Annotated in this window: 7 protein-coding genes; all 7 read right to left on the reverse strand. The window is 39.2% G+C overall.

What is annotated here, in order from left to right; all coding sequences use genetic code 11:
• A partial coding sequence (locus MRT15_RS08395) for a metal-dependent transcriptional regulator (RefSeq protein ID WP_304329634.1) occupies positions 1 to 250 on the reverse strand: 250 nt, incomplete at its 3' end.
• Positions 251 to 346: 96 nt separating this feature from the next.
• Positions 347 to 1,927, reverse strand: a complete 1,581-nt coding sequence (locus MRT15_RS08400) for an FAD-binding protein (protein ID WP_304329635.1) — start codon at positions 1,925 to 1,927, stop codon at positions 347 to 349.
• Positions 1,928 to 1,985: 58 nt separating this feature from the next.
• Positions 1,986 to 2,774 (reverse strand): nitrilase-related carbon-nitrogen hydrolase, encoded by a 789-nt coding sequence (locus tag MRT15_RS08405; RefSeq protein ID WP_304329636.1) that lies wholly within the window; start codon positions 2,772 to 2,774, stop codon positions 1,986 to 1,988.
• 26 nt (positions 2,775 to 2,800) lie between these two features.
• On the reverse strand, positions 2,801 to 3,997 hold the full coding sequence (locus tag MRT15_RS08410) for a Xaa-Pro peptidase family protein (RefSeq protein ID WP_304329637.1): 1,197 nt from the start codon (positions 3,995 to 3,997) through the stop codon (positions 2,801 to 2,803).
• A 74-nt stretch (positions 3,998 to 4,071) separates the two neighbouring features.
• Positions 4,072 to 4,647, reverse strand: a complete 576-nt coding sequence (locus MRT15_RS08415; protein WP_304329638.1) for a potassium channel family protein — start codon at positions 4,645 to 4,647, stop codon at positions 4,072 to 4,074.
• The gene (locus MRT15_RS08420) at positions 4,637 to 5,272 is read right to left on the reverse strand and encodes a potassium channel family protein (protein ID WP_304329639.1); all 636 of its coding nucleotides are present in this window, start codon (positions 5,270 to 5,272) and stop codon (positions 4,637 to 4,639) included. The genes MRT15_RS08415 and MRT15_RS08420 overlap by 11 nt, the downstream gene beginning before the upstream one ends.
• A 59-nt stretch (positions 5,273 to 5,331) precedes the next feature.
• Entirely contained in the window at positions 5,332 to 6,582 is a 1,251-nt protein-coding gene (locus MRT15_RS08425; RefSeq protein ID WP_304329640.1) for a magnesium transporter, read from the reverse strand.
• Positions 6,583 to 6,593: the final 11 nt, after the last annotated feature.

Consider the following 6,593-nt stretch of genomic DNA (forward strand, 5'->3'; position numbering starts at 1 on the left):
CCCTCTTAAGGATATATTTAAAGGCAATGTTTTCACCAGCTTTAGTTAACATTACACCCCTATATGGAACATAATTACATAAACCCATATCACTAAGCCTCCTAACAGCTTCAGAAACCGTGGAATTGGAAACTTTAAGGTAATTGGCTATACTGGAATTATCAACCAAACCATCACTACTGGATTTAACCAAATTGTATATGGCAACTAGATAATCCTCAATCCTCCTATGCTTTAAACCATCAGACATAACCAAACCTAATCATTGCATATAGAATTAATATAGATTTCGGTTATACGAAAAACAGTGAAAAAATTAATATTAATTTTCTGAAATATTGAAAAATTAATTTAACATAATCATTTCATAATGCAACTTTCCATCCTTCATACTAAAGCATATCCTCTTCAACCAAGCATCAGATTCATTTGGAAAATCAGATCTATAATGCGCCCCCCTACTCTCTTCACGAATGAGACTTGAAGTTGCAACCACCGAGGATACTAGGAGCATATTCTTAAGTTCGAAGAGCTTTAAAGCATCAAACTTGGATTTCACGATAGCATCCTCAACTTTAACATTTAATTCATCAATAATTTTGAGTAGATCCCTTAAACGGCTACCATTACGAATAACTCCACAATACTTCCACATGCTATGTTTCAATTCAAATCTTAAATTATCGATGTCGTAAGATCCAAGTGAAGATTTATTGAGCATCCTCTGAAGATTTTGAATAGTTTCATTGCAATCCACCTTAGAAATTTTAGATGTTAATGCATATTTTGAAGCTGAAGCTCCAGCCCTTGCGCCGAAAACTATGGTTTCCGTGAGTGCATTACCGCCAAGTCTATTGGCACCATGAACACCACCACAAACCTCACCACAAGCATAAAGCCCAGGTATACCGGTACTGCAATTCTCATCAATAAGTATGCCACCCATAGTGAAATGGGCTGTGGGAGCTACTCTAAATCTACTACCACTCAAACCCAGAACTCTTATTAGATGTATTGAAGAATCTGGCATAACAGTTGATGGATCTTTATCCCCAATATCCATGATTAGAGAATCATCGAATCCAAGACCATCATCTATCTCCTTAAACAAAGCCCTCGAAAATAGGTCTCTATCTTCAACAATTATCCTCCCAAGAGGCTTGTTAAAATTATATTTGAGGACAACATCTTCGCCAGCTCTATTAATTATTTTGGCATCATATGCTGGGAAAAGCCATGGCGGCTTCCCCTCCTCAGCTAAACCCAATGGGAAGAATTGCGTGAACTCCATATCCACAAGTTTAGCTCCAGCTTTCAAAGCCATGGCGCAACCATCACCAGAAACTCTAACCGGATTATCGCTTCTCAAGAATATCTGACTATACCCACCAGTTGAAAGCACAATGGATTTTGAGTAGATGGGTATTATCTTGCCGGAGGGGATTTGAAAAGCTATTAAACCATGAACTCCATAATCATCCACCATTAGATCTAAGGCCATGAAATTTTCAAGGAAAGTGACGCCAATCTTCTTGGCATAATCGCTTAAGGGCTTTATCAATCCAAGCCCAGCAGTTATAGGTCCATCAGTAACACTTGCACCCCCATTTCTAATGTTTAAGTTAACTCCAAAATCTCTTAATTCAAGTAGCCTACTTGGAGCTTCCTCCACCAAGACTTTAACTAAATTACGATCGTTTATCATTTTACCTCCATGGAGGGTGTCTTTGAAATGGTTTTCCTTGGTATAGGATCCGAAGGCAGCTCTAAATCCTCCACCAACGTATAGGGTGCATGAGGAAGCACCTATTGGAGCCTTAGAAATTAACATAACATTTAAACCCATCCTCCTAGCCTCTATGGAAGCTCTAAGCCCAGCTGCACCACCACCAACAATTAAAACATCAGTTTCTGGAATACTGCTCACCAAACATTATAGTGGATGGTGGATGTATTTATAGTTGACAATAGCATCTGCAGGGATTTCACAGCTTATACAATTCTACCCTCCTATCATTGAAAACGTGATTGTATGGTGTTATCCACTTATCCCTAGCCATAAATGGATCAACATCAACAATCCCCACAACCTCATCATCCACACCAGCAGAACATAAAACTTCCATTTTTGGATTAACAATTTGACTCAAACCAGTAAATCTCAGCTTTTCACCACCCCTCTCCTCAACTCCAATTCTATTCGCGGTAATTGTGTAAACTCTATTTTCAATAGCCCTAACCCTCATGGCAATCTGTGCATATGGAAGGATGAGATTTGATGGATGACAAATTATATCTGCACCTTTCAAAGCCAGAGTTCTCGAAGCTTCGGGGAAGCACCAATCAAAACATATTAAAACACCAATCTTAGCGGAACCAATATCATAAACCTCAAAATTTGAATCACTTTTATCGAATAAGAGCTTCTCCCTACTGAACAAATGAGCTTTACGATAAACTCCAAGAACACCCTTCGGGCCAACAATAACAGCAGAATTAAAAAGCTTCCCACAACACTTCTCAGCTATGCCAGCCACTATAAAGGCATTCTTTTCATGAGCTAAATCCATAAGTTTCTTGCATGTGTACCCATATGGAATCTCTTCAGCTAAACGTTCAACTTCATTCCTATCAAGAAATAGATATCCAGTATTGAAAAGTTCCGGTAAAACCATGAGATCAAATTCAACATTTTTAAGCATTGAAACAACTTTACCAACATTATACTCAACATCACCAAATATGGGATTGAATTGGAGGAAACCAATCTTCAATAATATCCACCCCAAAAAATGAGGGGTTAGTGTAGTATTGTTAAGCTATCCAAATCCCTTGGATAGAATGTTACAACTTCAACTCCATCCTCCGTTATTATCACTGTATCTGAATGTCTGAAGCCTGCAAATCCAGGTATGTATATTCCCGGCTCACAGGAGAACACCATTCCAGGTTTTAGAATCGTTGTATCACCATCTTCAATCCATGGAGGTTCATGACCTTGTAAACCAATTCCATGACCAACCCTATGCAATATATACTCTTGAGGTACACCTTCCTCCTTGAAAACCTTAAAGGCAACTTTATTCACATCACAACACTTTACACCTGGTTTAAAGGCTTCAAGGGCTGCTTGCTGAGCTTTAACCATTATATTGAAGTATTTGATTTGCTTCTCATTTGGCTTGCCAACTATCATGGTTCTCTCAAGCTCTGAACTATAACCACCAATTTTTGCACCTGCACCCGTAACTAGCACATCACCCTCCCTTATAACTATATTTGAAGTTAACATATGTGGGTATGCTGAGTAAGGCCCAATTTGACCTCTAAATCCAGCTGAAGCTGGAAGCATCGTTCCAGGTTCAAATTCAGGTCCAAGAGCTTTAATCATGGCTAAAGATGCTTCAAAACTGGCTCTAGCTGCAACCTCAATTTCATGAGCCCCAGGATAAACGTATTCTTGCAAAAGCCTATGAGCCAAATTACCCCACTTAGCACTCTCCCTTATAAGTGCAATTTCCTCATCATCCTTCACAAGCCTCATATCATTTATAATTTTCCCAAGATTCTCAATTTTCGCAGATGGTAAAACCTCAGCCAAAGATGGACCAACATAACCCATAATCCCAGGATACCCTGGAGCATCAACAGCAATCTTCTTATCCGCCAATTTAAGCTCCTCCAACCCTCTAGCTAAAACCTTCATTGGATGCTCAACACCCGGATACTCAAAGTAAACAATCCTCTTCTTAATTTGTGGAACTCTAAACTTTGAATGATCTTCTTCAAGTCTTGGAACGAATAGAATTGGTTCATCATGCACTGGAAGGATAAGTGCAGTAGGCCTCTCAGTCGATATTATCGTATACCCAGTTAGGTAGAAGACGTTCAATGGGGAGAATAAAATCATTGCAACACATCCATGCTTTTCAATTTCACTACGCACATAATTCATCCTCTTCTCATGCATCTTCCAACTAATTCTATACCTACCCATAACTATCATAATATTGTTGTAATTTAAAGTGTATAAAAAGTTAATGAACAAACCTATTACGGCTATATTACCATCTAACTTTTAATGGTTTGGGAAGCCATTTTACGGAGCTCTTCTATACTATCCTTAAACCCACTAACAAGCATTACAACTCCACCAGTTAATGTGAAATCTCCAGGTGGATCCTTAATCCACCTCTCCCCAGGAAACCTAACTGCAAGGACATTAATTCCCATCTCATCAAGTTCAAGTTCAGATAGGGATTTACCATCAAGTTCACTATCCTTCTCAACTCTAATTAGGGAGACACTCTCCTCAGTTTCCATAAAAGCCATGCCCAATATGGGGTGGGATTTAAACCCCCTCATAACAACATCGGCTATGGATGCAGCTGCATCTGAAATTGATTCCACACATAAACTCAACCTTATTACCCCAAGAATATTCTTCTCATCAACTCCAGCATCCCTAAGCTTTAAGCAATCAGTTTCCAACTCTGTATGCATATTGTCAATTTCTTCCTCCATAACTAGAACTTCATGCGCAATACTCGAATCATTGTAGAGTAATGCGTAATATGCTAGGTCAATCATGGATCTAGACATATCAATCATTTTAACAAGCTTTTCCTCAATACTCTTAAAACTCATCCCCAAAAACCTCCCTCAAATCCTTAACTTCACCGGAAGCAATCCTATTTAAATCATTTAAACCATCAATGGGACCTCTAACTATCAGTATATCCCCATCGAATATTCTTTCATCGTCCTTAGGGCCTATCATCACCTTTGCTCCACGCCTAATAGCTAGCACAAATACACCCATATTAACATCAAGTCCAAGCTCACCGAGACTCCTACCAACAATAGGCGACCCCTTAACTACAGTGATACGTCTATATTGTGGTTCAATTTTTGATAAGGCTTCCTTAAGTTGGCTGGGCAACCCAAGCTTAAGCCTAACAACATTCACAATATCTGCAACTGCATTGGAGATACTGTCAATGGATATTGCAAGCTTCATTATACCAGCCAAAGCCTCAGCATCCTCCACATCCCTAACAGCAAGGGATGCACTAGCCCAAATCTCATATAAAAGTGAATCTATATCCCTCTCAATCTCCAAAACCTCCTCCGCCAGATCCTCGTCATTCAAGAATAGTGATGCATAAGCTAAATCCAACATCAACCCACATGAATTCTTCATATCAATCAAAACATCCTTCACTGGGCGGGGTCTACGACCCCAAATATTATGGGATTTATGTGCACACATTTGGGAAACTCAACCTCAATTAATATCAATATTACTATAGTTTGTCTGGAAATTAAATTTTATGGGTAAACTATCAAGCTCAAAAATATTACCAGCATAGCTCCAAAGAGGTCTGCAATGGAAGTTTCAAGTGGGATTACGAAGTTATCAGGATCCCAACCCCTACCATAAGCATACACACCAACAACATATGAAACAATCATTATGACTATGGAACCTATAAACATAACCAATATGGATAGTAAGATCATGCTCAAAAGTATTGGGACAAGCCCAGTTAAAGTTGCCAAAACATATCCGAGCAGGCTATAAATTACACCCATAGATGAAGCTGAGAGGAGCATGCCAAAGAATTCGTTAAACATTACATGTATGGAGGATATCTTGGAATCCAAGTATCCAAGGGCAAGTTTAGTTGTAGTAACACTACCAAAGGATGAACCAACACCCCCAATAGCATTCAACAAGACAGGGTATATCATGAGAATTTCAGGGTGATGAACAATGTTCTCAATGAAATTTGCAAGTAGAAGGCCGTTGATCACACCATCAAAACTACATACAAAACCCACTGGAACAGCCTCCCTAACCACAACCCTATAAGTTTTCACAAACCTATCAACCCTATAATACCATGTTATTAGAGCAAACAATGGTATCACTATGAAGAGAAGAGCAGCGATAAGCACAAGGATGAGTTGACCACCGAGTATCATAGTCACAGAAGCACTATAGCATAGGGAGACTAGAAAATCATTTAAAATACCCACAACCGGATATGCTATAACATCTGGATCCAACCCCCTCCTAAAACTTAGAAACGCAGTATAACAATTGAGTGGGAGGGATATGAATGTTGCCAAGACACAAGTGAAGAGGCTTGAAGACATGAATTGCGATAAACTCTCCACTGAAACCTGCCCAAAAACGAGGTTGACCAGAAACGCCAATAAACCAACCAAAGATGCATCGATATATGCTAACAAGATGGAAGCCCTAATCAGAGAGTAGAAATCGACAGTATTACCCCTCCAAGAAGCTTTAACTCTACCAACATTAAGCATTGTTGTCAAATTACCAGTGAAAACACCACTTACATCACCCCTAACAGTCAAAACAACTGGATATAAAGCTACAACCCAATGGTGCAAAGCCATTATTGGACTTAGTCCTGAAACCACCCTACCTGAAAGAAGACCTCCACTACTAAAGGATAAAGCAAAGGTACATTGCAGAAAACTTTTCCAAAGAATCCTCTGATTCAACCTCAATGTTGCCCCATAACCATCAAAACCTCCAGCAATGTTCAACTAAACTAAGA

The sequence above is a fragment of the Candidatus Culexarchaeum yellowstonense genome (genome assembly GCF_024707025.1).
GTDB lineage: Archaea > Thermoproteota > Methanomethylicia > Culexarchaeales > Culexarchaeaceae > Culexarchaeum.

Coding starts and splice junctions, on each gene's coding strand:
- MRT15_RS08420 (WP_304329639.1), bottom strand. CDS start 5,272: ATGTGTGCACATAAATCCCATAATATTTGGGGTCGTAGACCCCGCCCA.
- MRT15_RS08415 (WP_304329638.1), bottom strand. CDS start 4,647: ATGAGTTTTAAGAGTATTGAGGAAAAGCTTGTTAAAATGATTGATATG.
- MRT15_RS08410 (WP_304329637.1), bottom strand. CDS start 3,997: ATGGGTAGGTATAGAATTAGTTGGAAGATGCATGAGAAGAGGATGAAT.